The following is a 25839-nucleotide window of genomic DNA, read 5'->3' on the forward strand; positions in this document are numbered from 1 at the left end:
AATGCCCGAACCAATGACCATTGCGCAGCTCCCCATCGAGATGCGCCCACGCGAAAAGCTGCTCAAACACGGAGCCTCGGCGCTGACCGACACCGAGCTGCTAGCCTTGTTTTTACGCACGGGCATCAAGGGGAAAAACGTGTTTGTGATGGCCCAAGAACTGCTAGAGCGCTTCAAGGGCTTTGCCGGGCTGATCCACGCCAGCGCCGCCGAGCTCAAAACCTTCAAAGGCATGGGCGGCGACGCCAAACGCTCGCAACTGGTGGCCGTGCTGGAAATGGCCCGCCGCGCCCTGACCCAACAATTAACTGAAACCACGGTGATGAATTCACCCAATGCGGTGAAACAATACCTCCAACTCGAACTCGCCCAACTCAAACACGAGGTCTTTGCCGTTTTGTTTCTCGATGCCCATAACCGCCTGCTGTCGTACCAGCCCATGTTTCGCGGCTCGCTGTCGCAAACCATGGTCTACCCGCGCGAAGTCGCCAAGACCGCCTTGGCTTTGGGCGCCGATGGCGTGGTGCTGGCCCACAACCACCCAGGCGGCACCGTCAAACCCTCGCAAGCTGACATGAAACTCACCCGCACCCTGCAAGAAGCACTGGCCCTGATTGACGTGACCGTGCGCGATCACATCATCGTGGCGCAAGGCAAGTATTTGTCGATGGCCGAAGAGGGGTTGCTGTGAAAGCTAAATCGCTGCAAGACTTGGGCGCTATCCGCCAGCAAGTGAACGCGGCTGCCCTCGCTGCGGCTGCCGCCGAAGAAGCACGTCGCGAAGCTGAGCGTCGTGCTGAAGCAGAACGCAATTTGTTCACGCACGCGGTGGGTAACGTCAAACCCATCGCCGCCAAAGACCGCGTGTTCATCGCGCCACCCCGCCCAGCGGCGCGCCCTCTACAACAAGAGCTGGACGACCAAGCCGCATTGAGCGAGAGCATGAGCGACGAGTTTGATGTGAGCACACTGCTCGATGTGGACGACCAACTCAGCTTCAGACGCCCTGGCATCGGCACCGATGTGACACGCAAACTGCGCAAAGGCGAATGGGCCATGCAAGGCCAGCTGGATCTGCACGGCTTGCGCAGCGACGAAGCGCGCGAAGCACTGGGCCAATTTGTGCGCGACGCCAAACGCATGGGCTGGCGATGCGTGCGCGTGGTGCACGGCAAAGGTTTGGGCTCGCCCGGCAAAGAACCGGTACTGAAAAGTAAAGTGCAGCGTTGGTTGGTGCAGAAAAACGAGGTACTGGCCTTTGTGCAGGCCAAACCTTCGGATGGGGGCGCGGGGGCGTTGGTGGTGTTGCTGGGGCCTAGTGCTGGCTAACAGCTCAGAGCCAACCCATGTCAATTAGTTCTAAAACGTTGTAACGACGAGGCTCTAAATCATTCTTAGAAACTGCCTGAATGATTTGACCCACGCCATCTGCATACGGTGTCGAACCAAACACTTTGGTCTCTAACGCAACGCTACTCAATCCGTCTTCAATCACCAGCCGGTGATACGCATGCCTAGACAGATATTCCTCTGGAATGCCTAAAACGTCGCGTTGCACGCTCACATCTCTGAGCGATTTAATCTTTTCAGGCGACACACCTAGCGACTCCGCCAAGTTGACTGCCGTGCCAGGAACTGATGACTTATCCGCTTGGTGCGATTCAGTAATTTGAATTTTGTAGTTCTTAAAGTGATGTCCACCCTGAGCTAGTAGGACCATGAACTTGAGCATCAAGATATTGGTGTTGGGGCAAATCACAACTGGACAAGCAACTTCCCTCTTCAACAACGTCGAGCCTGTGGAAAGCTCCAACAAAATTGAACGCGTACGTTCGCAATAGCTCACCACATCGTCCAGCTCGCGACCAGAACCCGTATGCACCACCACCGACGGAAAAGAATACGCTGCATCACCTGTCCAAGCTATGACAGGAAAAGCAGCCCTTTCTTTGAAAGAGGTGAAAAGCTCTCGGCCTAATTTGCCCGAGCCAACGATGATGACTTGCACTTCTGTTGTTTGCAGCTGGAATTTGGACAGCAACTTCATGGCAACTTCGCTTTGAGCTGCCGCCAACGACTAGGAGGAAGTTCAATCATGAGTCCAGATTCACCCTCCGTATCGGAACCATGAATCCACACGTTGTCTTTCTCCCAGTGCAACGCGCCCTCAGGATTGGCGACAAACTCCTCTGCCAACAACTCACCTGTTTTCGATGAGTAGATTCGTACCAAGGCTGAAAAACCATCACGAACACCAGCAGTCCCCTCTTTATTAGACCAAGGCTGTCTAAGAAGTGCACACTCATCGCCAATGTACGCCCCGCCATCCTCAGTAGATACGCTTTTGTCACAGTTATATGCACTTTGCCGCGCCTGTGCATCTTTGTAATAAAACCATGCACTCCCTGCCGCGTACCACAAACAAGCCACCACTAAAAACCGCTTGAGATAGCGACGTTGCACAGCTTTGCGTTGCACCCCATCAGCAGGCCCTTGCTCGGCCAACTCGCGCCGCATGCGTCGCAACAAGCTACGACCATAGATTGCAGCTCCTATCCAAAAAGCATGGTCTATCAACCAATTCAAAACTAAAACAATGCTCCAACCCACCGTCCATATATTCAATTCACCCATCACTCAACCCTCCAGAGGAATCGCAAACTTGATAGGCTTAACTAGGCGTATTAATTTCAGGTCAGAAAACACCATGATGTTGCCGCCCTGTTGGTGTTTAGACTGCCAATTTCTAAAGTCGCGGTTACGAGCTGGGTAGAAAACATCTTCAGCTTTAAGTGGGTCACCCAAGGTAAGCATGGCATCTGTACCGTCAAGGTAAGGGTTGTCAGTGGTTGAACGTGCAATGGGGTAGTCCAACTCCGTTCTTGCACCTAGCAAACGAAGGTAGGTAGCCAGATGGACGGTTATCGTCGCCGGAGAAAAAATAACTCCGTTTTTATTCCAATGGCCTAAGTATTGAGATGCTTTGCCGGGGGCATCTGAAAACGAATAGTTGTCTTTGACATAGGCATACACGTGGGTGATGGTGACAGTGTGCGGGACAAAGTCTTGCCGCTCAACCTTGGCATAGGCGATGGCGGCGTAAATGGCAAAGTCGCCCAAGGCTCCCGCCAAGTCGGAGTTGAGGTACGACAGAAAGCCCATTTTGTTGAGTTGAAATTGACAGCGGTCATGCAATGCCCAAATGTCGCCCTTGCAAGCAGCCAAGGCATCTATTTCTCCGGTAAATGTGCGGTACTGCGCATCTAGCAGCTTGAGTGCACTTTTCTTGGCATTTGAATATGCGCTGACGCCGCTTTCATTCACCTTCGTGCTGTCAATCTCCCCCGGCTGCACCAAGGTGTTTAACCCATCAGCGACAGCGGGGTAAGTTAACAGCCAGTCCCACGTGATGGTCTCGGTATCCACAAACTCAGCGGGGTAGCGCACACTGTGTTGGTTGATGCCTTTGCTTTCTGAGGTTTTGTCTGGTGAATAGTTCAACACCCCTTTGAACCACCGCTCCATCAACTCGGCTGATTTAAGCCAACCGATTTTTCGCATAGCCGAAGGTATATCTTGCAAGTCAAATGCAGGCGGCCTAGCAGGTGGTTTGGCTTGCGGCTGCACAAGGGCAGCTGGTGCAACCTTGGCGGGTTTGACTGGTACCGGGGCAGCAAGGTAGTCGTGCAAGTCCATGATGTCGGTGACCATTTTTTTCAATGGGTCTGTTACAGGTCGAGCGGTAGGTTGTTGACTAATTGCGGTGCTTGTCCGCTTGGGTGAAGCGGGAGCTGGTCTGTCTATGCTCAGAGCGACATCGTCAAAGGGCAATCGCTGGCAACCTTTATCGCCATTCTGCAGAGTCCAGCGTTTCATCAAGCCAACAGGCGTGTAGTAAGGTACTTTTTTGGTCATCGGCTGAACTAAGTAAAAGCATTCATTTGTAGTAATAAATGCTAACACTCAATTTCACCTAGATCACACGCCTTTGTTACGCATCCAATCCGCTGTTTGGAAAAAACTGACTTTCAAACGCGTGCGCAAATCTTCAGGCACACCCGTCTCGCCCATGGCTTGGTCCATACACGCCACCCATTGGTCGCGTTCTTTGATGCCGATGGAGAACGGCATGTGGCGCATGCGCAATCGTGGGTGGCCGTGTTTTTCAACGTAGTAATCAGGGCCGCCCAACCAGCCGCACAAGAACATGAACAAGCGTTCACGCGCGTTGGCCAGTTCTGGGCCGTGGGCCTGACGCAGCTCCAGATAGCCCGGCTCTAAATCCATCAAATCGTAAAAACGATCGACCAACAACTTCACGCGGGACTCGCCGCCTATCCATTCAAATGGGGTATCAAAAGGTGGTTTTTCTTCGATTTGCATAAGGCTGATTGTCGCGCGAATGGATCAGGGCAAGGTCAAGTGTTTGGCAGCTTCGCGCACCGTCAGGCCCGACAAGCGTGCGCGGTGTGCCACCAAAAATTCCGTCACAGCTTGTGAGTTCCACCGCGCATAGTCGCGCAGCGCCCAGCCAATGGCTTTGCGAATGAAAAACTCTTTCTCATCCGCTAGTTGTGTTGCATAGCCAAACAAACGCGTAGTGTCGGTGTCCAAACGCCAGCCCAGCTGGTGCAACATGGCTGAGCGGCGCACCCAATGGCTGGGGTGTTTGAGCCACACATCCATCGTGACGGCTGCATTGGGTTTTAGCTGCACGGCTGCGTACATGACCTCGGCTATGACGGCGCTCAGGCCATCCACGGTTTCCCACCAAGCGTCTTGCAGCAGCAATGCCTGCAATGCGGGTAGGTCGTTCACGTTTAAATAGGCGCTGTGTTGGCGCAGCAAGTCCACGGCGGTGTAGCGGTATTCACGCTCGGGCTTTTGCCACAGTAGTTCGGCGGCGGCCAACAAATCAGCTGAGCTTTGCCACTTCACTTTGCCAATTTCTTTGACCGCTGCGCGGCGCACGGGCGCTGCCAATCCTAAGAACTCAAATTGGTTGAGCAAATAGGCTTTCATGCCTTGGGCCTTGGCTTCATCGGCCAAGGGCATCAAAGCGTGTTCAACGGCATGGACAAACTGCTTAGGCGTCATCTTGCTCTACAAGCTACCGTGCAATTCAAGATGCTTGGCGCAAGGTCTGCACCACTGGGCGACGCAGCACATCTCGCAGGCCCCACCAGCCTGCAGCCAAAGCCAACAACGCACCGACCACTGCGCCCAACACAGGCACCCACGGGCTGGCCGTCCATTCAAACTCAAACGCAAAGCGGGCCAAGCCCCAGCCCATGGCCATCGCGACGCCACTGGCCAAGAAGCCCGCCAACGCGCCAACGCCCGCCAGTTCGGCGCGCTGCACCTTGGCGAGCAAGTGGTTGGACGCACCCAAGGCACGCAACACCGCGTATTCACGCGCACGCTCTTCGCGCGTGGCGGTCACCGCCGCAAACAAGACGACCAAGCCAGCGGCCAAGGTGAACAAGAACAAAAACTCCACCGCACTCACCACTTGGCCAAGCACGCTTTGCACTTGGTTCAGCGTTGCACCCATGTCCACGCTGGTGACGTTGGGGAAGCGGCTGATGAGTTGGTTGTCGAATGTGGGAGAAGACTTCACCAACTTGCGGGTCGGGTTGGCAGAAGGCGTGGCGCTTGCTTCAGCCACTGCGTCTGCACCTGCCACACGCTGCGGCGCACGGAAAGCAGCGATGTAGGTGGTGGGCACATCAAAGCCCGCGCCCGTGACGAGGCGGCTGACGGGGTACATCACAAAGAAGTTGGCACGCATGGAGGTCCAGTCCACACGTCGCACCGAGGTGATGCGTGCTTCGTGCAACACGCCCGCCATGTCAAAGCGCAAGCGGTCGCCCAGCTTCAGTTTCAGGGTTTTGGCAATGCCGTCTTCGATGCTCAAACCATCCAGCTCCTCAGCTTGCCACGCACCTGCAACGACCGAGTTGTGCTCAGGTTGATCGGCACTGAACGACACGTTGAATTCGCGGTCCACCAAACGCTGGGCACGCTCTTCGGTGTAGCTGTCGGGGGTGACGGTGTTGCCATTGACCGCCACCAAGCGCGCACGAATCATGGGGTACCAATCGGGCTTGCGCACGCCTGCGTCGTGCAGGGTTTGCAAAAACGAGGCGGCTTGATCTGGTTGAATGTTGATGACAAAACGGTTGGGCGCATTCACCGGCGTGGCATTGCGCCAGCTGCTGATGAGGTCAGTGCGCAGCAGCACCAACAAGGCCAAGGCCAACAAGCCCACCGCCAGCGCGCTCACCTGCACCATGGCGTAGACAGGACGTGCGCTGATTTGTCGTGTGGCCAACATCAGCCACGGCGGCGCACTGCCCTCCACCACGCTGCGGCGCAGCACCTGCACGGCCAACCAGGCCATGCCCGCAAACACCAACACCGCACCTGCAAAGCCACCCACCACCATGAGGCCCAATTTCAAATCACGGCTGACAGCGATCAACAGCACGGCAAAACCGGTGAGTCCCAAGGCCCACACGCTGAGCGTGGTGGCTTTGAGTTCACCCACATCGCGGCGCATCACGCGCAGCGCAGGCACGCTGGCCAGCTGCAGCACAGGCGGCAAACCAAACGCCAGCAACAAAGTGAGGCCCGTGCCCAAGCCATACACCACCGGCCACACGCTGGGCGCAGGCAAGGCGGTGTCCACCAAACCTTTGAGCAAAGCCACAAACACCAAGTGCACGGCATAGCCCAAGGCCAAACCCAAGGTGCTGGCAAAGGTGCCCACCCACACAAATTCGGCGGTGTACGACAACGCAATGTGGCGCTGACTCAGGCCCAACACGCGCAGCATGGCGCAGTCGTCCAAATGGCGTGCGGCAAAGGCGCGGGCCGCGAGTGCCACGGCCACCGCGCTGAGCAACGCCGCAAGCAAAGCCACCAAGTTCAAGAACTTGCCCGCACGGTCCAAGGTTTGGCGCATCTCGGGGCGGCCTGCTTCGAGCGACTCCACACGCACACCGCGCACTTCTGGTTTTTTACTCTCGGCTTCGGCCCACGCTAAAAAGTTTTTCGTGGCGTTGTCTGCGCCCACGACTGCGTAGCGCCAGGTCACGCGGCTGGCGGGTTGGATCAAAGCCGTGGCGTCTAAGTCAGCGCTGTTCATCAACACGCGCGGTGCAAAGTTCATGAAGCCTGCGCCACGGTCTGGCTCGTTCACCAGCACGCGGCTGATGCGCAACAAGCTGTTGCCTAGCGACACGCTGTCACCCACATCGAGGCCCAAGGCTTCTAAACCTGCAGGCTCGACCCATACTTCACCACTGGCGGGAATGGCGTTGGTTTTTTCTGTCACGTCCGCTTGCGCCAAGCTGCTGGCAACTTTGAGTTCGCCGCGCAAGGGGTAGCCCATCTCCACAGCTTTGAGCGCCACCAAACGGCTGTTGCTCTCTGCACCGCTTTGCGATTGACCACGCGCCATGGTCGGAAAACTCAAAGTGGTCACACCTTGCAAGCCGTCGGCCTTGGCGCGTTGCATGATGTGCGCGGGTGTGGCTTGGTCGCTCACCACCACCACATCACCGCCTAAAAGTTGACGGGCATCGCGCTGCAAACCACCGTTCAAACGGTCGGCCAAAAAGCTGACCGAGCTGAGTGCTGCCACGCCCAGCGCCACGGCCACCACCAGCAAGCGCAGCTCGCCTGCGCGGGCATCGCGCCACAGCGTGCGCCACGCTTGCGTCCACCAAGTCACGCCTGTTCGTTTGACGCCTGCCGGTTTAACCACCGCGCCAAGCGATTGCGCTGCGTCTTGCGTAAACGCATCTTGCGTGCGCTCGCTCATGCTTGCTTCACCTTGCGTACACCACCAACCGCCAGTGACGGGTCCAACTGCAAACGTTCAAGTGCGGTGTAGCCCAAAAAGTGTTTGTTGGTGGCGCGACCAATGGTGCACAGCTGCAAGCGCGTGGCCACGTCGTAGCCCATTTGCGTGATGCCGCTGCGCGACACCACCACAGCCACGCCCATTTGCGCAGACTTCATCACCATCTCGCTGGTCAAGCGGCCCGTGGTGTAAAAAATTGAATCGGCATCGGCAACCACCCCGTTCATCCACATCCAGCCGGCGATGGTGTCTATCGCGTTGTGACGGCCCACGTCTTCGACAAAGATTTGCATAAACTCGCGGCTGAACAAGGCGCAACCATGCACCGAGCCTGCCGATTTGTAAGTGGTTTCTTGCACGCGAATGGCATTGAGCAAGCCATACAAACGCGCTTGGCTGAGGCGCGCATCGGGCAACGCCAAGCCATCAATCTCGCTCATCAAGTCGCCAAACACACTGCCCTGACCGCAGCCCGTGGTGACCACACGCTTTTCGGTACGTGCGGCAATGTCGGCAATGCCGTGTCGAGTTTTGACGGCAGCCACGCCTGCACCGTCTTCGCCTGCTTCCCAATCCACCGTGATGGATTCAACCTCACTCACATCCGCGACCAAACGTTGGTTACGCAAATAGCCCAGCACCAACAGCTCGGGATGTGCGCCCAAGGTCATCAGCGTGACGATTTCGCGTTTGTCCACATAGACCGTCAATGCACGCTCGGCGGGGATGGACACCTGTTCACGCACACCATGTTCGTTCACGACGTCAATCTGTCGGGTCAGTTCAGCTTGCGCTTGGGTCAGGCGTGGCAACACAGGAGAAGTAGAAGATGCAATAGACATAAGCCGACAAGGCTACAACAAAAAGGGCCGCCACCTTGCGGTGCGGCCCAATGAACAGCAAGGCTGTATGGATTACTTCTTAGCGGGTGCAGCAGGTGCGGCGGCTTTCGCTGGGGCGGCAGCCACAGCAGGAGCCGATGCAGCGGCAGCCGGTGCAGAAGCGGCTGCCTCAGGTGGCGTGTAAACAAACTTGCCGGGGTCAGCACAAGGCGGTGTGGCCTCGGGCTTGCCTGCTTTGGCTTTGTTGGTCTTTTGCACGTGGGCGGCCACTTTGTCTTGCGACTTGCACAACAAGTAGGCATCAGTTTTACCAGCGTGTGCTGTCTTAGCGGCAGCTTCAGCCGCTTTGGCCTTGGCTTCGTCATTGGGTGCGGGCAATTTGGCAAAAGCCGTGGCGCTGACAGCAGCCAAGATCAGTGCGAAGAGTGCTTTGTTCATTGTGGTTCTCCTGTTCAGCGCATCAAACGTGCGCTGTGGTGCCCGAGGTTTCTTCGGAGCGATGGGCTGGAATCTTGCCAGCCTTGATGTCGTCGTGCCAGAGTTCGTGATGCTCTTTGGCCCATGTCTCGTCCACATAGCCGGTCTTCATGGCTTTGTAAGCGCCTTCCATCCCGATGGTGCCCATGTAGATGTGGCCGATGAACATGGCGATCATCAGCAAGGTGGCCACTGCGTGAATCATGTGCGCCATTTGCATGGTGCTGCGCTCGTACACAAGGAAGGGAATGATTTTGTCGAGCACAAAGCCAGACGCCACCACCACCAAACCAAGGGCAAACACGCCGCCCCAGAACACGATCTTTTCACCCGCATTGAAGCGGTGTGATGGCACCTCGTGGCCGCTGAGCAAACCGCCGCCTTTGATGATCCACACAAAGTCTTCTTTGCTTGGCAAGTTATCTTTCAAGAAGGTCACAAAGACCACAGTCAAAGACACCGCGAACAGAGGGCCTGCAAAATTGTGCGCATTCTTTAGCAAGTAAGTGATCCAACCAAACAGCGTGTCGCCAATGATCGGTTGCATGAAGAACTTGCCGAAAGCCATGGTGACGCCAGACAAGGCCAACACCACAAATGCAATGGCATTGGTCCAGTGGGCTGAGCGTTCGAACGGTGTGAAGCGCTCAATCTCGACACCCGTCGGTTTGCCATGTAACTTGATCATGCCTTTGCGCCAGTAGAAAACGCCCACCGCGCCCAACACGATCAACAACAGCGAACCGCCGTAAGGAATGATCCAGTTGTTGCGCACTTGGCGCCAAGCCTCACCACCGTTGGTGAGGCGTGAGCCTGGGTATTGCACAAAGGGTTGAATCAACACGCCAGCTTCTGGGGCTTGTGACTTGGGCAGACTGCTATAGCCTTCCACGCCGCCGCCCACCGCGCGCCACATGGGCGCGTTGTTGCCGGGCTGAACTTTGCCACGTTCGCCATTGGTTTGCTCGGCATAGCCGGGCGAATCGCTGGCGTCAGGCTTGACGTCTTGGATATTGACGCTCTGCACGGCCATAGCCGTCGCAGGCGCTTTGTCTTGTGCGACAGCCGACAGTGCGAACACCGTCAACGCTGCACACAACACCGATTGAAAAGAGCGGTACATGATGTGCCCCTTGTTTTACGGTGCGCGACTGTTGTCGTTCTGGCCGTATTGGCCGCGAGCACGCAAGTGCTGCTCCCAGCTGGTTTTGTCACCGGCTGTCCAGCCGGGGGCGACAAAACTATTGGTAGCGCCACTGTAGGCGGTGGCGTCGTTTTTGGTGCCGAGGGTTTGAGCCTTCTCACCGCAAGCGGTGAGTGCCGCGACGCTGAGCAGAATGAATGCGATGCGTTTCATCATTTCTTCACTCCTTCAACTTTGGCAGGTGCCTGACCGGCTTGCTTAGAGCCATAAGCCGTGCCCCAGCCCCACACTTCTGCACCCTTGTTGCGCTTGACCACGCGGTTGCGGAAGATGTCGGCCACCATATCGCCGTCGCCAGCGAGCAAAGCTTTGGTCGAACACATTTCGGCACAAGCAGGCAACTTGCCTTCGGCCAAACGGTTACGACCGTATTTTTCAAACTCAGCTTCGCTGCCGTTGGCTTCTGGGCCACCGGCGCAGAAGGTGCACTTGTCCATCTTGCCGCGCACACCGAAGGTGCCTTGGCTTGGGAACTGAGGTGCGCCAAATGGGCAAGCGTAAGAGCAGTAGCCGCAGCCAATGCAGATGTCTTTGTCATGCAAGACCACGCCTTCGTCGGTCTTGTAGAAGCAGTTCACAGGGCAAACGGCCATGCAAGGTGCATCTGAACAATGCATACACGCGACAGAGATCGATTTCTCGCCGGGAACGCCATCGTTCAAAGTGACCACACGGCGGCGGTTAACGCCCCATGGGACTTCGTGTTCGTTTTTACAAGCGGTGACGCAACCGTTGCACTCGATGCAACGCTCAGCGTCACAGATAAATTTCATGCGTGCCATTTAATTCTCCTTAGGCGCGTTCGATGTTGCAAACGGTGGTTTTGGTTTCTTGCATCATGGTGACGCTGTCGTAACCATACGTGGTGGCCGTGTTGACCGCTTCACCGCGCACGATGGGCGCTGCGCCTTTGGGGTAGTACTTGAGCATGTCTTCGCCTTGCCAGCGACCTGAAAAGTGGAAGGGCATCCATACGGTGCCGGTGTCCACACGCTCTGTCACCAACGCTTGCACATTCAAACGTGCGCCTGTGGGGCTCTTCAGCCACACACGTTCGCCGTTGCGAATGCCACGGTCAGCTGCGGTCTTGGGGTTGATCTCGACAAATGCTTCTTGTTGCAACTCGGCCAACCAAGGGTTGGAACGGGTTTCTTCGCCGCCACCTTCGTACTCGACCAAACGGCCAGAGGTGAGGATGAGCGGGAATTTCTCGTGCACTTTGTCGGCGACGTTCTTGTCTTGGATCGTCTTGTACAAAGTGGGCAGACGCCAGAACGCTTTTTTGTCAGCGTGCGTGGGGTACTTTTCCATCAAGTCAGGACGCGTGCCATACAAAGGCTCGCGGTGTTGCGGGATGGGGTCTGGGAAGTTCCACACCACGGCACGCGCTTTGGCATTGCCGAAGGGATGGCAACCGTGGTTTTGCATGAACACACGCATCATGCCGCCCGAGTTGTCGGTCTTCCAGTTCTTGCCTTCGGCCAATGCTTTTTCGGCATCGGTGAGTTCGTCCCACCAACCGAGTTTCTTGAGCAACACATGGTCGAGTTCGGGATAGCCCGTGGTGATGTCCGCGCCTTTGGAGTGCGAGCCATCTTCAGCCAACAGGTTTTTGCCGTCTTTCTCGACGCCGAAGTTGGCGCGGAAGTTACCGCCGCCGTCCATGACGTGCTTGGAGGTGTCGTACAGGTTGGATGTGCCTGGGTGCTTGAGTTCGGGTGTGCCGTAGCAAGGCCAAGGCAAGCCGAAGTAGTCACCACCGAAGTCGTAACCGGTTTCTTTGTCTTTGCCGCCTTTGGACTTGAGGGTCTTGACGTCAAAGAGATGCATGTTGCGCATGTGCGCTTTCAAGCGCTCTGGGCTTTGGCCGGTGTAGCCAATGGTCCAAACCGACTTGTTGATTTCGCGCAAGATGTCTTCGACCATGGGTTCGTCCATGCCTTTGACTTTTTGCAGCTTGTAGTTCTTGACCAACTCTTTGCCAAAGCCGAGTTTTTCGGCCAATTGGTACATGATCATGTGGTCAGAGCGGCTTTCCCACAAAGGCTCAATCACCTTCTCGCGCCATTGCAACGAACGGTTCGAGGCCGTGGCCGAGCCACTGGTTTCAAACTGCGTGGCAGCGGGCAACAAGTACACCGCGCGATTGGGGTTGAGGTCTTCGGCTTTACCGGGCATCGCGGCCATGGCAGCAGTGGCTGAAGGGTAGGGGTCGACCACCACCAACAAGTCCAGCTTGTCCATGGCACGCTTCATCTCCAAACCACGGGTTTGTGAGTTGGGTGCATGGCCCCAATAGAACACGCCTTTGAGGTTGCTGTCTTGGTCGATGAGCTCGTTCTTTTCCAACACACCGTCGATCCAACGCGAGACGGTGATGCCAGGCTTGGTCATCATCGCGGGCGATGCGAAACGGCCTTTGAGCCAATCGAATTCCACACCCCACGCTTTGGCGAAATGCTTCCATGAGCCTTCCACGATGCCGTAGTAGCCGGGCAAGGAGTCAGGGTTAGGACCAACGTCGGTCGCGCCTTGCACGTTGTCGTGGCCGCGGAAAATGTTGGTGCCGCCGCCGGCCTTGCCGACATTGCCCAAAGCCAACTGCAAGATGCAAGAAGCACGCACGATGGCGTTACCAATGCTGTGCTGGGTTTGCCCCATACACCACACGATGGTGCCGGGGTTGTTTTCGTGCAGCATGGTGGCCACTTTGAGCAACTGCTCAGGCGTCACACCGCAAACCTCTTCCACTTTGTCTGGCGTCCACTTGGCCATGACTTCTTCTTTGACCTTGTCCATGCCGAACACACGGTCGTTGATGTACTTTTTGTCTTCCCAGCCGTTCTTGAAGATGATGTGCAAGAGGCCGAACAAGAAAGCAATGTCAGAGCCAGAGCGAATACGCACGTACTCGTCAGCCTTGGCTGCGGTGCGTGTGAATCGTGGGTCCACCACGATCATCTTGCAGCCGTTTTCCTTGGCGTGCAGCATGTGCAGCATCGACACAGGGTGGGCTTCGGCAGCGTTGGAACCAATGTACAAAGCGACCTTGCTGTTTTGCATGTCGTTGTACGAGTTGGTCATCGCGCCGTAGCCCCACGTGTTGGCCACACCGGCCACCGTGGTGGAGTGACAAATACGGGCTTGGTGGTCGCAGTTGTTACTACCGAAGTAGCTGACAAACTTGCGCAGCAAATAAGCTTGTTCGTTGTTGTGCTTGGACGAGCCAATCCAGTACACACTGTCTGGGCCTGCGGTTTTACGCAAGTCCAGCAGCTTGGCGCTGATTTCTTCGAGGGCCGTGTCCCAGCTGATGCGCTCGTACTTGCCGTTGACCAACTTCATCGGGTAACGCAAACGGAACTCACCGTGGCCGTGCTCGCGCAGGGCCGCACCTTTGGCGCAATGGGCACCGAGGTTGATGGGGGAATCAAACACCGGTTCTTGACGCACCCAAACGCCGTTTTCAACCACGGCATCCACCGCACAGCCCACAGAGCAGTGGGTACAAACCGTGCGTTTGACTTCAATCTTGCCACCGCCGTTATTCGACATAGCGCCAGAAGCGTTGGCTTTTTTCACCAAGCTCAGCTGTGTGGCAGCCAAACCCACGCCAATGCCCAAACCTGAGCGGCGCAAAAAGCCACGACGGTCAAGCGTCGGCAAAGCCTGCGACAAGCCACGTTGCAAGCGGCCAACGAAGGCAGAACTGCCAGCAGTGTGGGCAGCTGAATCTGTTTTACGGGTCAACAACATGTGCAACTCCTTCAGACGCGAGCGGTCTGGTAGTAACGCTTGACGTGTTCGCTCAAGCTGTAGCCGCCACCGTTTTCAGGCGCGGGAGGAAGTTTGTTCAATTCGGCGGAGGGGGTATTGAGGCCAGGCATGGCTGTCACAGCAGCAGCGGCAGCACCTGCAGCAGCGGCACCCATAAAAAAACCACGGCGCGACGGTGTCGCTTGGTCTTTGGTTTGTTCTTTTTGCATTGTTAGCTCCTCGTGATGTCGTGGGTATGCACGACTTTGCATAATGTACCAATGATGTGAGTTTGTCCTATACGTACTTACGTCAGTAACCCTTGAAATGCCCAGGATCCTGTCCCTTTCAAGGCTTCTCTTGTCACCTAAGCGTCAAATAAACTCGTCAAAAAAAAGAAACGATGCAGCCGTGCCAACGACTAAGCCAGCATGTCAAAACCCTGCGCTTCAACGCTCACAAACGCACGGGTCAAGTCGGCCAGCGCCGCATAGAAGCGCGCACGCGGTGTGGCTTGCAAAGCATCACAGAACGCGGGCAACCAGGTTTGCACATGGGCCGCAAAAAATTTGGCTTGTTGTGTGAGGTTAGACACCGACACATCATCACCCGCCACCAAGAAACGCATGACCTCAAACACATAAGACACGTGGTCTTCGGTTTCGGACATGGTGGTGTCGTCTCGTCCCAAGCCCAGCGCAGCCAGGTCGGTGCGCAATTGCGCTAAGGGTTTTTCGTTCAAAAAGCCGGTCAAAAAGTGCGAGGCGTACACATACACCTCGGGCTTGCCCACACCACCAAACAGCGCGTGGTGCTCGTTTTGGATGCTCTTGTCGTCCATCTCGCGGGCCACCGCCACCAACTGTCGCCAAGGTTCTTCTAGAAAGCCGCCCGAAGTAGGCGCATCAGTCGCAGCCACGCGCAGTTGCGCCAACAACTCGGGGCGAGCGGGGGCATAGAACAACTCAGAAATCAAACCGTACAGCTCAGCGCGTGCGGTTTCTTCGTCGAGAGCGGAGGACAAATGAGGTTCGGTCATAGAAATAATTAGACGATTTTTTGCTCGTCGCCAGCAGAGTAAATGTCAATCACACGGCAGTCGCCGCACATCTTGAGGCGCTGCAAGGCCTCGCCTTGGAACATCGAGTGCCCAGCCAATTTGCCAATCATGGCTTCGATGCCTTTGAGCGTGCCAAAGGGTTTGCCGCAGCGCACGCAGCCGTAGGGCTGGGTTTCGTTGAGTACGCGCACTTCTTTGCGTTGTGGCGTGAGCAACAAGCGCGGCACGAGGTTGAGGGCTTTTTCGGGGCAGGTGCTGACGCACAAGCCGCATTGGACGCAGTTTTTTTCAAAGAAGCGCAGTTGCGGCGCTTGCTGGTTGTCTTGCAGCGCGTTGGCGGGGCAAGCGCTGACGCAGCTCATGCACAAGGTGCAGCTGTCTTTGTTGACTTCGACCGAGCCGAATAGCGAACCGTCTTTGGGTAAAGCCAGAGCTTCGGGTGCAGTGGCAGTTTTCAAAACCGGCGCGTGTTCGAGCAAATGGTCGATCACCATGCTCAACGTGCTGCGCTTTTCAGCCATCACCGCAAACGTGGCAGCAGGCACGGTGGTGCTCAAGCGTTGCTGGCCCGTGGTGAGACGCTGCAATTCAGCATCCAATTCAAGAGCTTGCGCGGCATGCACCAACTGCACAGGCATACGACCAGGCTTGGCGTAGCCCAAGCCTTCGAGCATGGCCTGAGCTTGCGCCATTTGCGCTTGCAAGCCGTCGGCATATTGCGGCGCTTCTTCGGCGGTGTGGAGTACCAACACTTGCGCTGCACCATAGGCCAAGGCCGCGAGCCACACATCCAAGCCCAAGCTAGCGGTGTGCCACAGCGACACGGGAATCACATGCGCAGGCAGGCCTTTGGCAACTTTAAGTTGTGCCGCACGGCCCAGCTCGTTGACCAAAGCTTGGCCCGCGTCTTGGCTGTGCAACAAGATGACGGCGTCTTTGCCGCCCGCTTTTTGGTAGGTGCTGAGCAAAGTTTTGAGCTTGACGCCTTGCTCGCTGGCACGCGGATACGCGTAGGTCAGTGCGCCTGTGGGGCACACCGTGGTGCATGCACCGCAGCCCACACACAGGTTGGGGTTGACCTTGATTTGTTGGCGCGACTTATCGGAGCTGACCGCCTCGGCAGAGCAAATGTCCACGCAGGCATTGCAGCCCACTTTTTCGTTGCGGCTGTGCGCGCAGAGCTTTTGCTTGTAGTCAAAGAACTTGGGCTTTTCAAACTCGCCCACCAGCTCGCGCAAGCGCAGCAAGTTGGCAGCGGTTGCGCCGCGGAAATAGCCTTGCGGCAAAGCATGGCGGGTGAAGGCGCTTTGCTCGCGCAAGTCGAGCACCAGGTCGAACTCGGCGGTTTCTTCTTGCGCTTCGCGCTGAAAGTTGATCGCGCCCACGGCGCCGCAAGCAGTCACGCAATCGCGGTGCGAACTGCACTTGCTCATGTCAATTTGGTAATCCAGACCAATCGCTTGCTCAGGGCAAGCGGCCACGCAGGCGTTGCAGCGGGTGCACAGGTCAAGGTCGATGGGGTTGTTGTTTTGCCAAGTCAGCTTGAACGCACCCAGCCAACCATCCACACGCACCACTTGGCCGCCCAACACGGGGTAGCGGCGGTTTTGGGCGCCGCCAGCTTCGCCGGCACCTTGGGTAAAGATCGTCACGTTCAGCGTGTCGGCCAACAGAGCGGCAGCTTGTTCGGCCTGGTCCATCTGCCCCAAGATGAGCAATCGCCCTGCACTCTTGAACGTCACCGTGGGCACGGGCTCAGGCTCGGGCAAATGCGCAGCGGCTAACAATGCGGCAATTTTGGGTGAGGCGTTTTTGGCGTCACTGCTCCAACCGCCAGTCTCGCGAATATTCACGAATTTGATGACCGAGGTTTTGGCTTGCGCCTCCACAGCCAAGTCGCCAAACAAGCGTTGCTCTTGGGTGCAGGCCACCACCACATCGTCTGTGCCTTGCACGGCTTGCACAAAAGCGCTGGCCTCGCGGCGGCACAAAGCCGTATGCAGCGTGAGGGGTTCAGACAGGCTTTGGCTCAGTGCCTTCGGGTCTAGTGGTTGGGTCTGGTTGCAGTCGCAAATCAGCGTGGTCATGCGTAGTGGGCTCGATGTTGGAATGGTTGTCAGCAGGGACGGACTGTGCCACGACTTTGGGTTCTTCCAATGCGGGTTTGTCACCCACGTTGGCCTCGACCGTTTTTTCAGGCTCGTCGTCGAACAAGTTCAAGGTCTTGGCACTGGTCATCTGACGCAGCATCGCCATGGGCAAGGGATCGGGTTGACTGTAGTCGTCGATGTAGATGTCCATACGGTCCATCACATTGAAGTGCGGGTCGGTGAACAGCTTTTTCATGGCGGCGTTTTTTACATCGGGCGCGACGCCTCGGGCCATGAAGCCCGTGAAATCAGATTCAGGGGTGAGTTGCTGCGCGTCGGCCAGCGTGGGCGCGGGACGAGCTGCGGGTTCGTGGGTCTGGGCAGGTGATGTCGCACTGGGGGTCGCAGCACTGGCAGAAGCAGGTGCATTTGACTCACGGGTTGACAGGTTGCCAGGCTCAGCACCACTCGGCGCAGGCGTCAGTTCGGCCAACGGCCGGCCTTCGCGCACATCGGCTTTGCGGCGTGACCAGCGGCTTAAAAAACCAGCAGGGGTGTCGTCATTGGCCATGACCGCCTCCATGGTTTTGGCCACCGCCACGCATTTTTTCGGTGCTGACCGACGCTGGGTTGCCAAAGCGATCTTGTAAAGGGCGGAAACTGTCGGGGCGTTTGCGGCGCTTGGCCTCAACCACCAAATGCTCATCCATGAACTCAGTCATCCATGCCACCACCTCGGGTGGTGCGGGCACTTGGTCCACGTTTTCTTGGGCATCGAGCCAACGACCTGCGTCGTGGTAGCTCAGACTCACCATGGCGGGCACGGCCATCACCTCATCGCTGAGGCTGGGCTCTTCTTCCATGCGCCACAACACAAACCAACACGGCGCAGGCGAGGCGGCGTTGAGGTAGTAGCCCTCGGCGTCGTCGCGAAACAGCTCAACTGTGAAGCCTGGATACAGCCAAATTTGTTCGTCGGCAGTTTGTCGCAAACAGCGCGGCTCGGTGCCAAAGTGCTCGGCGTGCGGCACCAAGTCGTGCCCCGTCACATCGTGCAACACCCAACGCCAAGGTTGCCAACGGCTCATGGCACCCGGCACACGCTCACGGCGCATGACAACGGCTACTTGGAGGCTGGGGCGTTGCGACATGGCGTGAATCAAGTTTCTTTAGAGATCTTGATGCTGGGAAACTTGCTCGAAAAGTCTTTGGCTTTCGCTGCAATTTTCACCGCCACCTGGCGGGCCACCGCCTTGTAGATGCCAGCCACGTCGCCGTCAGGGTCGGCCACCACGGTGGGCTTGCCACTGTCGGCTTGCAGGCGGATTTGCATGTTCAGCGGCAAGGCACCCAAGTAGTCCATGTTGTATTGCTCGGCCATCTTCTTGCCGCCGTCGGCGCCAAAGATATGTTCGATGTGGCCGCAATTGGTGCATACATGCACCGCCATGTTCTCGACCAAACCGAGGATGGGCACGCCCACCTTCTCGAACATCTTGATGCCTTTTTTGGCATCCAGCAACGCAATGTCTTGCGGCGTGGTGACGATGACCGCACCGGTCATGGGCACGCGCTGGCTGAGCGTGAGCTGGATGTCGCCCGTGCCGGGGGGCATGTCGACGATCAAATAGTCCAAGGCTTTCCAGTTGGTTTGGCGCAGCAACTGCTCCAAGGCTTGGGTGGCCATGGGGCCGCGCCAGATCATGGCTTCGTCTTGGTCCACCAAGAAACCGATGGACATGACTTGCACGCCGTAGTTCTCCAACGGGTCCATGGTTTGGCCGTCGGTGCTCTCAGGACGGCCTTCGATGCCCATCATCATGGGCTGACTAGGGCCGTAAATGTCGGCGTCCAGCAAACCCACGCTGGCGCCTTCGGCGGCCAAGGCCAGCGCCAAGTTGGCGGCGGTGGTGCTTTTGCCCACACCGCCCTTGCCTGAGGCCACGGCGATGATGTTTTTCACTTGGGGCAACAACGCCACACCGCGCTGCGCGGCGTGCGCCACGATGTTCATGGTGATGTTGGCCGACACGTTCTCGACACCCGCCACGCTTTTGGCAGCAGCGATCAAGTCTTTGCGAAAACCTGCGATTTGGCTCTTGGCGGGGTAACCCAGCACCACGTCAAACGACACATCGCCGCCTTGAATTTGCAGGTTCTTCAGCGCTTTGGTGGTGACAAAGTCTTTGCCCGTGTTGGGGTCAATCACGGTTTGGAGAGCCGCGGTCAGGGCTTGTTCGTTCAGGGCCATAAAACTTCTTTGTTCTTGAAATAGGAATTGCGCGCAAGTCTAGCGCGGCGCGTTTGACCGCACGCAACGCAGGTCATCCGTGCGACTGAGCGCCCGTTGAAGCAGTAAATCAGCGCAAGCGAGCGCAGATCAAGCGTTTTTACGCGCCACCCAATACGCCGCACCTTCAGCGCCATAGCGCTCGTCATGCGGCACATTGGGGTCCAGCTCAAAAATAGAGCCGGGCAGCAGATGCTGGGTTTGGCCATGCATGGTCAGCCACATCTCACCGCGCGTGAGGATGGCGTGCACGCCAAACGCGTGGGTGTGGGTGTCTAGCACGGTGTTGGGCGCCCATTCACGCTCGATCACCTCGTCAAAGCCGGCGGCCATGGCTTTTTGGCGGAATTCGTCAAAGCTAGGTAAGTTCATGCGCGCATTCTGTAGGAACTAAAATCGCCCCCTTCGCCCTAAGGTCTTGCTCCCAAATGTCCCAGCGCCAGCTTTTCGTCACCACCGCCCTGCCCTACGCCAACGGCAATTTCCACATCGGTCACATCATGGAGTACATCCAGGCCGACATCTGGGTGCGTTTCCAGCGCATGCAGGGCCACCAGGTTGATTTCGTGGGCGCGGACGACACACACGGCGCGCCCATCATGATTGCGGCCGAGAAGGCAGGCATCACCCCGCAGCAGTTTGTGGCCAACATCGCCGCAGGCCGCAAGCCGTATTTGGATGGCTTTCACATCCAGTTTGACAACTGGCACAGCACCGACGCGCCCGAGAACCACGAGCTGGCCCGCCAGATCTACCGTGACCTGCGCGACATTCCCGAATCAGAAGGCGGCTCACTGATTGAGCGCCGCACGATTGACCAGTTCTTCGATCCCGAGAAGAACATGTTTTTGCCCGACCGCTTCATCAAAGGCGAGTGCCCCAAGTGCCACGCCCACGACCAGTACGGCGACAACTGCGAGGTGTGCGGCGCGGTCTATGCGCCCACCGACCTGATCAACCCGTTCTCTGCTTTGTCGGGCGCCAAGCCTGAACTGAAAAGCTCCGAGCATTTCTTCTTCAAGCTGTCCGACCCACGCTGCGTGGCGTTCTTAGAAAAGTGGACCCAAGACGGCAAGTTGCAACCCGAAGTGGCCAACAAGGTCAAAGAGTGGTTCACCGTGCGCACCAACCCCGATGGCACGATCAGCGAAGGCTTGGGCGATTGGGACATCTCGCGCGATGCGCCTTACTTTGGCATCGAAATTCCAGACGCTCCGGGCAAGTACTTTTATGTTTGGCTCGACGCGCCTGTGGGCTACTTGGCCTCGCTGAAAAACTTGCTCGACAAGCGCGGCGAAGACTACAACGCCTACATGGCCAACGAGCAGCTGGAGCAATACCACTTCATCGGCAAAGACATCGTCACGTTCCACACGCTGTTCTGGCCCGCCATGCTGCACTTCAGCGGCCGCAAAACGCCCAACAACGTGTTTGTGCACGGCTTCCTCACCGTCAACAACGGCGAGAAGATGAGCAAGAGCCGTGGCACCGGCCTCGACCCGCTCAAGTACCTCAGCCTAGGCATGAATCCCGAGTGGCTACGCTACTACTTGGCCACCAAGCTCAACAACCGCAACGAAGACATCGACTTCAACGCCGAAGACTTCATGCTGCGCGTCAACAGCGATTTGATTGGCAAGTTCGTCAACATCGCGTCGCGTGCGGCGGGCTTCTTGACCAAGCGTTTTGAAGGCAAGCTCACACAAAGTTTTGGCGAACAAGGCACCGCGCTGTTGAGTGACATTCACGCCGCCAAAGACAGCATCGCCCAAGCCTACGACGCACGCGAGTACGGCAAAGCCGCTCGCGAAATCATGTTGCTGGCCGACAAGGTCAATTCGTATGTGGACCAACACAAACCTTGGGACTTGGCCAAAGATGCCGCCAACAACGAAGCCCTGCACCAAGTGTGCTCGTTGCTCATCAATGCGTTTGCCGAGCTGAGCCGCTACTTGGCCCCTGTACTGCCCGCGCTTGCGCAAGCGGTGGAAGCCTTCACTGGCACCAGCATGCAAAACTGGAACACCACAGGCTACGTGGCGACCATTCAACCTTACCAACACCTCATGCAACGCGTCACCCCCGAACAACTCGAGGCTTTGTTTGAACCCCCAGCTGTGGTGGAAGAAAAAGTCACACCCGGTGGCGAAGAAATTGCGCCCACCATCAGCATCGACGACTTTGCCAAGGTCGATTTGCGCATTGCCGAAATCGTCAACTGCGAAGCGGTGGAAGGCTCGACCAAACTGTTGCGTCTCACGCTGGATGTGGGCGAAGGTAAAACTCGAAACGTGTTCTCAGGCGTGGCAAGCATGTACAAGCCTGAAGACCTCAAAGGCAAGCTCACCGTGATGGTGGCCAACTTGGCCCCACGCAAAATGAAGTTTGGCGTGAGTGAAGGCATGGTGCTCGCCGCCAGCCACGCAGACGACAAGACCGATGCTGGCATTTACGTGCTGCACCCTTGGCCCGGCGCAAAACCCGGTATGCGTATCCATTAATTGGGTTCTGACCCCAATTCAATATGTTCAAACCCAAATTACTCGACGCGCTGCAAGGCTACACGCGCCAACGTTTTTACCAAGACGTGGGCGCAGGTATCACGGTGGGCGTGGTGGCTTTGCCGCTGGCCATGGCGTTTGCCATTGCGTCGGGGCTCAAGCCTGAGGCGGGTTTGTTCACCGCAATCATTGCGGGCTTTTTAATTTCCGCTTTGGGTGGCAGCCGCGTGCAAATTGGCGGGCCTGCGGGTGCGTTCATCGTCATCGTTTACGGTATTTTGGAACGCTATGGCTTGGCCAATTTGATGATTGCCACCGCCATGTCGGGCGTCATGCTGCTGGCCATGGGCTTGCTGCGTTTAGGCTCGCTCATTCGTTTCATCCCGGTGGCCGTGGTGATTGGTTTCACCAACGGCATTGCGGTGCTCATCATGGTGTCGCAGCTCAAAGACTTCTTGGGTCTGCAAGTCAAAGCCATGCCGGCTGATTTCTTCGGCATCTTGCACACGCTCAGCGCCAACATCGGCACATTCAATGGCGAAGCCTTGGGCCTTGCGGTGGTGTGTTTGGCCGTGTTGGCGTTTTGGCAACTGGCTTTGCCGCGCTTGGCCAATGCCATGCCCAGCACCAAAAACTTCTCCACCATCCCTGGCTCCATCGTGGTGCTGGTGGGCGCAACGATGGCCAGCAAGATGATGGGGCTGGATGTCGAAACCATCGCCTCGCGTTTTGGCAGCATCCCCAACAGCTTGCCCGCGTTTGCATGGCCCGACTTCAGCTGGGAAACCGCCAAGTTCTTACTGATTCCCGCCACCACGCTGGCCCTGCTCGGTTCGATTGAATCGCTTTTGTGCGCCCGCATTGCCGACCAAATGATGGCCGACGGCCCCTACGGTGACCGCCACGATGCCAACCAAGAGTTGATGGCCCAAGGCATTGCCAACCTCGTCACGCCTTTCTTTGGCGGCATGCCCGCCACGGGCACGATTGCTCGCACCGTGACCAACGTCAAGAACGGTGGCAACAGCCCCGTGGCTGGCATCGTGCATGCCTTTACTTTGTTGGTGGTCATGCTAGTGGCTGCGCCGCTGGCGGGCGATGTGCCGCTGGCCGCGCTGTCAGCTATTCTGATGTTTGTGGCTTGGAACATGGGCGAGTGGCACGAGTTTGTGCATCTGCGCCAGTTCCGCATGACCTACCGCGTCACCTTGTTGCTGGTGTTCTTGCTCACCGTCATCGTCGATTTGACGGTGGCCGTGGAAGTGGGTCTGATCGCCGCGTGTCTGACCTTTATCTACCGCATCTCCAGCCTCACCCGTGCTGAGCATGTGCTGGCGGACAGCCACCCCGAACTGACAGGTCAAGAAGCCCACGTGCAAGCCCATCGTCTGTATGGTGCGTTGTTCTTTGGCGCGGTCAAACTGGTGGAAGCCATGGAAGAAAACCTGCCATCCAAAGCCGTGGTGGTGGATCTGAAAAACCTGATTTACATCGACACGTCCGGTGCAGATGCACTGATGTCTTTGGTGCGCAGTTGCCGCAAAAAGAAGGTCCGCCTGATCGTCTGTGGTTTGGCCCACCAACCGCTGGAAATGGCGCAACGCTGCGGCCTGCTTCAAGCCCTGCCGGACACCGACTTGGCATCCGATTTGAACCAAGGCTTGGCCTTGGCCCTCGGTCGCTAAAATCTTCTCAATTTCAAGATATCCCATTTAGGAAACCACCATGTCGATTTTCCAGCGTGACAACTACACCTCCGAAGCCACTCAGTTCATCGAGTCGCTCAAAGCGAAGAAGCCCACCCTCGAAAAAGAACAGCGCGAAGGCCGCGCTTTGTTGTGGGACAAGCAAGTCAACCGCGACATCCAACAAGACATCGAAGCTGGCCGCGTGGCGCAAAAGCCCTACGTGTACCAAACGAACGCTTAAAGACCTTCGGTCTTGGCCTAAGCCCTTCCGATTAAGCGCCCACCGTGCATCCTGCTGACACCACCCTGCCCAACGACGAGGCAACCACTGCCTCGGTCATGCCCGAGGTGGTCGACCACGTGGCCGTGGCCCGCCTGTATGGCGAGCCGCTGTTTGCCATGCCGCAGGATTTGTACATCCCGCCTGATGCGCTCGAAGTTTTCCTTGAGGCCTTCCAAGGCCCGCTGGACTTGCTGCTGTACCTCATCCGCAAACAAAACTTCAACATCCTCGACATCCCCATGGCCGCGCTCACGCGCCAGTATCTGAGCTATGTGGACGAAATTCGCACGCGCAACCTAGAGTTGGCTGCCGAATACCTGCTGATGGCCGCCATGCTGATTGAAATCAAATCACGCATGCTGCTGCCGCCCAAGAAGGTGGCAGAAGGCCAAGAGCCCGAAGACCCTCGCGCCGAGCTGGTGCGCCGCCTGCTCGAGTACGAGCAAATGAAACTGGCAGCCGCCAAGCTCAACGAAGTGCCGCAATTTGGCCGCGACTTTCTGCGCGCGCAGGTGTTCATTGAGCAGTCGTTGCAGCCACGCTTCCCAGATGTACACGTGGTCGAGCTGCAACAAGCTTGGGCCGATATCTTGAAGCGTGCCAAACTGGTCCAGCATCACAAAATCAGCCGCGAAGAACTGTCTGTGCGCGAGCACATGAGCATCGTGTTGCGCCGTCTGCAAGGCAAACGCTTTGTCGAATTTGAAAATCTGTTCGAACCCGAACAAGGCGTGCCCGTGCTGGTGGTGACCTTCATCGCCCTGCTCGAGCTGGCCAAAGAAACGCTGATTGAAATCACGCAGGCTGAGGCTTTTGCACCCATTTACGTGCGCTTGGCTTACACACCCACGTAAACTCCAAATCTTCTCGGCAACACAGGACTGGCTTTGCGCCATATCGTTCTATGAGCAACACCCACGCTTCGCCCTACGGCACTTTGCCCCCCGCTTCGCCCGTTGCAGCCCGCAAGCCCATCAGCTTGCCCCGCTTGAATGAACTGCGCGCACGCGGTGAAAAAATCACCATGCTCACGGCCTACGACGCCACCTTTGCCGCCGTGGCCGATGCCGCGGGTGTGGAATGCATCTTGGTGGGCGACTCACTGGGCATGGTCTGCCAAGGCCTGACCAGCACTGTGGGCGTGACGCTAGACACCATGCGCTACCACGTGGAGAGCGTGGCCCGTGGCATCCGCCGCGTGCAAGGCACCGCGTGGATCATTGGCGACCTGCCCTTTGGCAGCTACCAAGAGTCCAAAGAACAAGCCCTGCGCAGTGCCACGGTTTTGATGCAAGCGGGTGCGCACATGGTGAAGCTCGAAGGTGGTGGCTGGACCACCGACGTCGTTCACTTCCTGGTCGAGCGCGGCATTCCCGTGTGTGCGCATTTGGGCCTCACCCCGCAAACGGTTCACGCCTTGGGCGGCTACCGCGTGCAAGGCCGCGGCGAATCGGCCACCCAACTGCGCCAAGAAGCGATTCGCTTGCAGGACGCTGGTGCCACCATGGTGGTGCTGGAAATGGTGCCCGAGCCCCTGTCGACCGCCCTCACGCAAGAGCTGCCCACCTGCCACACCATTGGCATTGGCGCGGGCAACGGCACGGCGGGCCAAGTGCTGGTGATGCACGACATGCTAGGCGTCAACCTGGGCAAGAACCCCAAGTTCGTTCACAACTTCATGGAAGGCCATGCCAGCGTGCTGGACGCCATGAGCGCCTATGTGGCCGCCGTCAAAAACGGCACCTTCCCCGACAACGCCAAACACGCTTGGGTCTAAT

General features: G+C 57.4%; 26 protein-coding genes. 7 read left to right on the plus strand and 19 right to left on the minus strand.

The window, feature by feature from the left end; translation table 11 throughout:
• The first annotated feature begins 13 nt into the window (after positions 1-13).
• Both radC and B9Z44_RS04585 read left to right on the plus strand, forming a co-directional pair.
• A complete protein-coding gene (gene radC / locus B9Z44_RS04580) occupies positions 14-691 on the plus strand; it encodes a RadC family protein (RefSeq protein ID WP_108402804.1) in 678 nt (225 codons plus the stop codon).
• Positions 688-1329: a Smr/MutS family protein gene (locus B9Z44_RS04585; protein WP_108401817.1), complete on the plus strand. Its 642-nt coding sequence runs from the start codon at positions 688-690 to the stop codon at positions 1327-1329. The genes radC and B9Z44_RS04585 overlap by 4 nt, the downstream gene beginning before the upstream one ends.
• Before the next feature lie 4 nt (positions 1330-1333).
• Here the strand turns inward: B9Z44_RS04585 and B9Z44_RS04590 are convergent, their stop codons facing one another.
• The 19 genes from B9Z44_RS04590 to B9Z44_RS04680 form a co-directional block, all read right to left on the minus strand.
• Entirely contained in the window at positions 1334-2047 is a 714-nt protein-coding gene (locus B9Z44_RS04590) for a dihydrodipicolinate reductase (RefSeq protein WP_342748868.1), read from the minus strand.
• A complete protein-coding gene (locus B9Z44_RS04595; protein WP_108401818.1) occupies positions 2044-2634 on the minus strand; it encodes a hypothetical protein in 591 nt (196 codons plus the stop codon). Before B9Z44_RS04595 ends, B9Z44_RS04590 begins: the two co-directional genes overlap by 4 nt.
• A gap of 3 nt (positions 2635-2637) precedes the next feature.
• Positions 2638-3963: a DUF6402 family protein gene (locus tag B9Z44_RS04600; protein WP_146180587.1), complete on the minus strand. Its 1326-nt coding sequence runs from the start codon at positions 3961-3963 to the stop codon at positions 2638-2640.
• Positions 3964-3978: 15 nt separating this feature from the next.
• Positions 3979-4383, minus strand: a complete 405-nt coding sequence (locus B9Z44_RS04605) for a group II truncated hemoglobin (RefSeq protein WP_108401820.1) — start codon at positions 4381-4383, stop codon at positions 3979-3981.
• A 24-nt stretch (positions 4384-4407) separates the two neighbouring features.
• A complete protein-coding gene (locus B9Z44_RS04610) occupies positions 4408-5097 on the minus strand; it encodes a DNA alkylation repair protein (RefSeq protein ID WP_108401821.1) in 690 nt (229 codons plus the stop codon).
• Between the two features lie 25 nt (positions 5098-5122).
• A complete protein-coding gene (locus B9Z44_RS04615) occupies positions 5123-7828 on the minus strand; it encodes an ABC transporter permease (protein ID WP_108401822.1) in 2706 nt (901 codons plus the stop codon).
• A complete protein-coding gene (locus tag B9Z44_RS04620) occupies positions 7825-8712 on the minus strand; it encodes a formate dehydrogenase accessory sulfurtransferase FdhD (protein WP_108358239.1) in 888 nt (295 codons plus the stop codon). Before B9Z44_RS04620 ends, B9Z44_RS04615 begins: the two co-directional genes overlap by 4 nt.
• A gap of 72 nt (positions 8713-8784) precedes the next feature.
• Positions 8785-9150 (minus strand): hypothetical protein, encoded by a 366-nt coding sequence (locus B9Z44_RS04625; RefSeq protein WP_108358240.1) that lies wholly within the window; start codon positions 9148-9150, stop codon positions 8785-8787.
• Positions 9151-9172: 22 nt separating this feature from the next.
• Positions 9173-10312: a formate dehydrogenase subunit gamma gene (locus B9Z44_RS04630; protein WP_108401823.1), complete on the minus strand. Its 1140-nt coding sequence runs from the start codon at positions 10310-10312 to the stop codon at positions 9173-9175.
• A gap of 15 nt (positions 10313-10327) precedes the next feature.
• Complete coding sequence (locus B9Z44_RS04635) at positions 10328-10549, minus strand: hypothetical protein (RefSeq protein WP_108358242.1); 222 nt, start codon at positions 10547-10549, stop codon at positions 10328-10330.
• Positions 10546-11175, minus strand: a complete 630-nt coding sequence (gene fdh3B, locus B9Z44_RS04640; protein ID WP_104799369.1) for a formate dehydrogenase FDH3 subunit beta — start codon at positions 11173-11175, stop codon at positions 10546-10548. The genes B9Z44_RS04635 and fdh3B overlap by 4 nt, the downstream gene beginning before the upstream one ends.
• Positions 11176-11185: 10 nt before the next feature.
• Positions 11186-14149 (minus strand): formate dehydrogenase subunit alpha, encoded by a 2964-nt coding sequence (locus B9Z44_RS04645; protein WP_108358243.1) that lies wholly within the window; start codon positions 14147-14149, stop codon positions 11186-11188.
• An 11-nt stretch (positions 14150-14160) separates the two neighbouring features.
• A complete protein-coding gene (locus B9Z44_RS04650) occupies positions 14161-14379 on the minus strand; it encodes a formate dehydrogenase (RefSeq protein ID WP_108358244.1) in 219 nt (72 codons plus the stop codon).
• Between the two features lie 191 nt (positions 14380-14570).
• Positions 14571-15188: a TorD/DmsD family molecular chaperone gene (locus B9Z44_RS04655; RefSeq protein ID WP_108358245.1), complete on the minus strand. Its 618-nt coding sequence runs from the start codon at positions 15186-15188 to the stop codon at positions 14571-14573.
• 8 nt (positions 15189-15196) lie between these two features.
• Positions 15197-17296: a 4Fe-4S binding protein gene (locus B9Z44_RS04660; protein WP_108401824.1), complete on the minus strand. Its 2100-nt coding sequence runs from the start codon at positions 17294-17296 to the stop codon at positions 15197-15199.
• A complete protein-coding gene (locus B9Z44_RS04665) occupies positions 17223-17870 on the minus strand; it encodes a DUF3306 domain-containing protein (protein WP_245912760.1) in 648 nt (215 codons plus the stop codon). The genes B9Z44_RS04660 and B9Z44_RS04665 overlap by 74 nt, the downstream gene beginning before the upstream one ends.
• Entirely contained in the window at positions 17860-18450 is a 591-nt protein-coding gene (locus tag B9Z44_RS04670; RefSeq protein ID WP_108402806.1) for a DUF3305 domain-containing protein, read from the minus strand. The genes B9Z44_RS04665 and B9Z44_RS04670 overlap by 11 nt, the downstream gene beginning before the upstream one ends.
• Before the next feature lie 8 nt (positions 18451-18458).
• On the minus strand, positions 18459-19550 hold the full coding sequence (apbC, locus tag B9Z44_RS04675; RefSeq protein ID WP_108358247.1) for an iron-sulfur cluster carrier protein ApbC: 1092 nt from the start codon (positions 19548-19550) through the stop codon (positions 18459-18461).
• Positions 19551-19679: 129 nt separating this feature from the next.
• Entirely contained in the window at positions 19680-19961 is a 282-nt protein-coding gene (locus tag B9Z44_RS04680; protein WP_108358248.1) for a cupin domain-containing protein, read from the minus strand.
• A 56-nt stretch (positions 19962-20017) separates the two neighbouring features.
• On the opposite strand from B9Z44_RS04680, the gene metG reads away from it, so the two are divergent.
• The 5 genes from metG (at position 20018) to panB (ending at position 25838) form a co-directional block, all read left to right on the plus strand.
• Positions 20018-22090 (plus strand): methionine--tRNA ligase, encoded by a 2073-nt coding sequence (gene metG / locus B9Z44_RS04685; RefSeq protein WP_108358249.1) that lies wholly within the window; start codon positions 20018-20020, stop codon positions 22088-22090.
• 23 nt (positions 22091-22113) lie between these two features.
• Positions 22114-23775 (plus strand): SulP family inorganic anion transporter, encoded by a 1662-nt coding sequence (locus B9Z44_RS04690; protein ID WP_108358250.1) that lies wholly within the window; start codon positions 22114-22116, stop codon positions 23773-23775.
• A 40-nt stretch (positions 23776-23815) separates the two neighbouring features.
• Complete coding sequence (locus B9Z44_RS04695) at positions 23816-24019, plus strand: DUF3460 family protein (RefSeq protein WP_108358251.1); 204 nt, start codon at positions 23816-23818, stop codon at positions 24017-24019.
• A 98-nt stretch (positions 24020-24117) separates the two neighbouring features.
• Complete coding sequence (locus tag B9Z44_RS04700) at positions 24118-24915, plus strand: segregation and condensation protein A (protein WP_108358481.1); 798 nt, start codon at positions 24118-24120, stop codon at positions 24913-24915.
• Positions 24916-24965: 50 nt separating this feature from the next.
• Positions 24966-25838, plus strand: coding sequence for a 3-methyl-2-oxobutanoate hydroxymethyltransferase (gene panB / locus B9Z44_RS04705; protein WP_108358252.1), 873 nt, complete (start codon positions 24966-24968; stop codon positions 25836-25838).
• The last annotated feature ends 1 nt before the right edge of the window (position 25839 follow it).

The sequence above is a fragment of the Limnohabitans curvus genome (genome assembly GCF_003063475.1).
GTDB lineage: Bacteria > Pseudomonadota > Gammaproteobacteria > Burkholderiales > Burkholderiaceae_C > Limnohabitans > Limnohabitans curvus.

Bases quoted from the DNA above. Each gene is read 5' to 3' on its own strand.
- radC (WP_108402804.1), top strand. From the start codon at position 14: ATGACCATTGCGCAGCTCCCCATCGAGATGCGCCCACGCGAAAAGCTG.
- B9Z44_RS04590 (WP_342748868.1), bottom strand. From the start codon at position 2,047: ATGAAGTTGCTGTCCAAATTCCAGCTGCAAACAACAGAAGTGCAAGTC.
- B9Z44_RS04595 (WP_108401818.1), bottom strand. From the start codon at position 2,634: ATGGGTGAATTGAATATATGGACGGTGGGTTGGAGCATTGTTTTAGTT.
- B9Z44_RS04605 (WP_108401820.1), bottom strand. From the start codon at position 4,383: ATGCAAATCGAAGAAAAACCACCTTTTGATACCCCATTTGAATGGATA.
- B9Z44_RS04610 (WP_108401821.1), bottom strand. From the start codon at position 5,097: ATGACGCCTAAGCAGTTTGTCCATGCCGTTGAACACGCTTTGATGCCC.
- B9Z44_RS04615 (WP_108401822.1), bottom strand. From the start codon at position 7,828: ATGAGCGAGCGCACGCAAGATGCGTTTACGCAAGACGCAGCGCAATCG.
- B9Z44_RS04620 (WP_108358239.1), bottom strand. From the start codon at position 8,712: ATGTCTATTGCATCTTCTACTTCTCCTGTGTTGCCACGCCTGACCCAA.
- B9Z44_RS04625 (WP_108358240.1), bottom strand. From the start codon at position 9,150: ATGAACAAAGCACTCTTCGCACTGATCTTGGCTGCTGTCAGCGCCACG.
- B9Z44_RS04630 (WP_108401823.1), bottom strand. From the start codon at position 10,312: ATGTACCGCTCTTTTCAATCGGTGTTGTGTGCAGCGTTGACGGTGTTC.
- B9Z44_RS04635 (WP_108358242.1), bottom strand. From the start codon at position 10,549: ATGATGAAACGCATCGCATTCATTCTGCTCAGCGTCGCGGCACTCACC.
- fdh3B (WP_104799369.1), bottom strand. From the start codon at position 11,175: ATGGCACGCATGAAATTTATCTGTGACGCTGAGCGTTGCATCGAGTGC.
- B9Z44_RS04645 (WP_108358243.1), bottom strand. From the start codon at position 14,149: ATGTTGTTGACCCGTAAAACAGATTCAGCTGCCCACACTGCTGGCAGT.
- B9Z44_RS04650 (WP_108358244.1), bottom strand. From the start codon at position 14,379: ATGCAAAAAGAACAAACCAAAGACCAAGCGACACCGTCGCGCCGTGGT.
- B9Z44_RS04655 (WP_108358245.1), bottom strand. From the start codon at position 15,188: ATGACCGAACCTCATTTGTCCTCCGCTCTCGACGAAGAAACCGCACGC.
- B9Z44_RS04660 (WP_108401824.1), bottom strand. From the start codon at position 17,296: ATGACCACGCTGATTTGCGACTGCAACCAGACCCAACCACTAGACCCG.
- B9Z44_RS04665 (WP_245912760.1), bottom strand. From the start codon at position 17,870: ATGGCCAATGACGACACCCCTGCTGGTTTTTTAAGCCGCTGGTCACGC.
- B9Z44_RS04670 (WP_108402806.1), bottom strand. From the start codon at position 18,450: ATGTCGCAACGCCCCAGCCTCCAAGTAGCCGTTGTCATGCGCCGTGAG.
- apbC (WP_108358247.1), bottom strand. From the start codon at position 19,550: ATGGCCCTGAACGAACAAGCCCTGACCGCGGCTCTCCAAACCGTGATT.
- B9Z44_RS04680 (WP_108358248.1), bottom strand. From the start codon at position 19,961: ATGAACTTACCTAGCTTTGACGAATTCCGCCAAAAAGCCATGGCCGCC.
- metG (WP_108358249.1), top strand. From the start codon at position 20,018: ATGTCCCAGCGCCAGCTTTTCGTCACCACCGCCCTGCCCTACGCCAAC.
- B9Z44_RS04690 (WP_108358250.1), top strand. From the start codon at position 22,114: ATGTTCAAACCCAAATTACTCGACGCGCTGCAAGGCTACACGCGCCAA.
- B9Z44_RS04695 (WP_108358251.1), top strand. From the start codon at position 23,816: ATGTCGATTTTCCAGCGTGACAACTACACCTCCGAAGCCACTCAGTTC.
- B9Z44_RS04700 (WP_108358481.1), top strand. From the start codon at position 24,118: ATGCCCGAGGTGGTCGACCACGTGGCCGTGGCCCGCCTGTATGGCGAG.
- panB (WP_108358252.1), top strand. From the start codon at position 24,966: ATGAGCAACACCCACGCTTCGCCCTACGGCACTTTGCCCCCCGCTTCG.